The sequence below is a fragment of the Streptomyces sp. NPDC045026 genome (genome assembly GCF_056432625.1).
The window spans coordinates 1-2,028 of sequence record NZ_JBWKIS010000066.1 but is presented as its reverse complement, the minus strand read 5'-3'; the positions used below and the strand labels follow the sequence as shown (position 1 = coordinate 2,028).

The 2,028-nt window shown below is 69.6% G+C and carries 4 protein-coding genes; 3 read left to right on the top strand and 1 reads right to left on the bottom strand.

The features are described from left to right. Nucleotides 1-195 precede the first annotated feature (195 nt). Together mmpB and AC07EJ_RS46025 are read left to right on the top strand one after the other, a co-directional pair. Nucleotides 196-324: a morphogenic membrane protein MmpB gene (gene mmpB, locus AC07EJ_RS46030; RefSeq protein ID WP_264484688.1), complete on the top strand. Its 129-nt coding sequence runs from the start codon at nucleotides 196-198 to the stop codon at nucleotides 322-324. A gap of 49 nt (nucleotides 325-373) precedes the next feature. Then, nucleotides 374-1,006 (top strand): Maf family protein, encoded by a 633-nt coding sequence (locus AC07EJ_RS46025; RefSeq protein WP_478886537.1) that lies wholly within the window; start codon nucleotides 374-376, stop codon nucleotides 1,004-1,006. 40 nt (nucleotides 1,007-1,046) lie between these two features. Here AC07EJ_RS46025 and AC07EJ_RS46020 read toward each other — a convergent pair whose 3' ends face one another. Continuing rightward, nucleotides 1,047-1,514, bottom strand: a complete 468-nt coding sequence (locus AC07EJ_RS46020; RefSeq protein WP_389491281.1) for a hypothetical protein — start codon at nucleotides 1,512-1,514, stop codon at nucleotides 1,047-1,049. A 407-nt stretch (nucleotides 1,515-1,921) separates the two neighbouring features. Between AC07EJ_RS46020 and AC07EJ_RS46015 the strand changes: the two genes are divergently transcribed. Continuing rightward, a partial coding sequence (locus tag AC07EJ_RS46015) for a biotin carboxylase N-terminal domain-containing protein (protein WP_324603837.1) occupies nucleotides 1,922-2,028 on the top strand: 107 nt, incomplete at its 3' end.

Genomic DNA, 2,028 nt, shown 5'->3' with positions numbered 1-2,028 from the left:
GCACCGCACCTCGCGGCGTTGTCGTCACTCGCCGACGCTCCGCGTCGACTCCCTCCTCCGCCTTGCGATGCACGGCACCAGACCCCGCTCCCTGATCCGGCCTGATCCAAACGAAGGACCCTAGTCCGTAGGTGGGGGTGCGCTTGAGTACGCGTACTCAGGCGCACCGCTCGCCGGGACAGCAGTATCGGATCCATGCTGTGGTCAGACCCCGAGAACGAGCCCCCCGAGGAGCTGCGCGAAACCCAGGCGATGCTCCGCCGAGCGGGCTTCGTGCTCGCGGTGGCGATGGTGATTGCGATGCTGGTTCTGGGAATCGTGTAGTAGCCCGGACCGAGCACTCCCACCCGTCCACATGTGGAACCCTGGCCGCATGACTGATCCCCACGCGAGCACCCCCGCGAGCGCTTCCCGCCGCCTGGTCCTCGCCTCCCAGTCCCCGGCCAGGCTGGCCCTGTTGCGCCAGGCGGGCCTCGCCCCCGAGGTGCTGGTCAGCGGGGTCGACGAGGACGCCGTGTCCGCCCCCACCCCGGCCGAACTGGCCCTGGCGCTGGCGGAGGCGAAGGCGTCCGTGGTCGCGGCGAAGCCGGAGGTGCACGGCGCGCTGGTGATCGGCTGCGACTCGGTCCTGGACATCGACGGCGAGGCGCTCGGCAAGCCGGCCGACGCCGAGGAGGCCACGGCGCGCTGGAAGTCGATGCGGGGCCGCGCGGGCACCCTGCAGACGGGCCACTGCGTGTACGACACGGCGACGGGCCGCTACGTGTCGGCGACGGCCTCGACGGTGGTCCGCTTCGGCGAGCCGAGCGACGCGGAGATCGCCGCGTACGTGGCGTCGGGCGAGCCGCTCCACGTGGCGGGCGCGTTCACGCTGGACGGCCGCTCGGCACCGTTCATCGACGGCATCGACGGCGACCACGGGAACGTGATCGGCCTGTCGATGCCGCTGCTGCGCCGCCTGCTGGCCCAACTGGGCGTGAACATCACGGACTTGTGGGCGGACTGAACGCGGCTCGCCTCACCCGGGCCGATCGGACGGACGCCGATCAGACGGGCTGAGGCGCCCCGCCCCCATCGGCGGGCCCGGCCGAAGCCTCGCCCGCTCCCGCACCGTCCCCCTGTTCCTTCCGGTCAAAAGTGACCAGCGTGAGCACGATGAGCCCGAGCACGACCATCATGAAGACGAACGCGAGCCAGCCGACCAGGCCGATGCTGAACGCCCCGAGCAGCCCGTGCACGACGGCCGCGCTGATCAGCAGGATGCGGCCGAAGGCGGCCGGCGCGCGGTCGCGCACGGCGGCGCGTACGAGGACGATCCCGCACAGCACGAGGTAGAGCCCGAAGAGCCCGCCCGCGATCCAGGCGGAGACGGACATGGCGCGGGGGTCGAGCCCGGCCAGGGACATGTCCTGGCGGTCGACGACCAGCCCCAGGAACCAGTTGAGGAGGGCGATGCCGATCGCCTCCGCGAAGAGCACGATCGCGGCCACCCACGCCACCGGTCTGCGTGCCACCGGAACCCCACCCACTTTCGACTGTTACCCCTAGTACGCCCGCCCGTCGCCCGACCACCACCCCTCAACGGGGCCCTGCGGGCCAAAGGCTGTCTTCAACAACGCGCACGCTACTAACGGGTAAACCTCGGGACAAGGGGTCTGCCCGGAGTAAAGAATCATTGGGCCATTCGTAGGGACTCCACAAAGAAACCCGGAGCGTCGCAGCGCCGTCTCACAGAGACCTAGTCCACGTTGGCGGGCTAGGGTTCGAAGAGGGAAGGCTGCGTAACCGGGCGCAACAGGGGGTTTCACCACTTGAGCGCGCCTCGAATAGCACTCCGTGTGGGCAAGCTCACTCATGGGGACGGGTCGTAAGCCCGTGTCGGCAGTCCCTAAACTCGGCTTGTTTCAAGGAGGGAGCCATCGTGCGCAAGGTGCTCATCGCCAACCGTGGCGAAATCGCTGTCCGCGTGGCCAGGGCGTGCCGGGATGCCGGTATCGCGAGCGTTGCCGTTTACGCGGAACCGGACCG

What these genes read in the sequence shown, in the direction of transcription:
- AC07EJ_RS46025 (WP_478886537.1), top strand. Translation starts at nt 374, where the DNA reads ATGACTGATCCCCACGCGAGCACCCCCGCGAGCGCTTCCCGCCGCCTG.
- mmpB (WP_264484688.1), top strand. Translation starts at nt 196, where the DNA reads ATGCTGTGGTCAGACCCCGAGAACGAGCCCCCCGAGGAGCTGCGCGAA.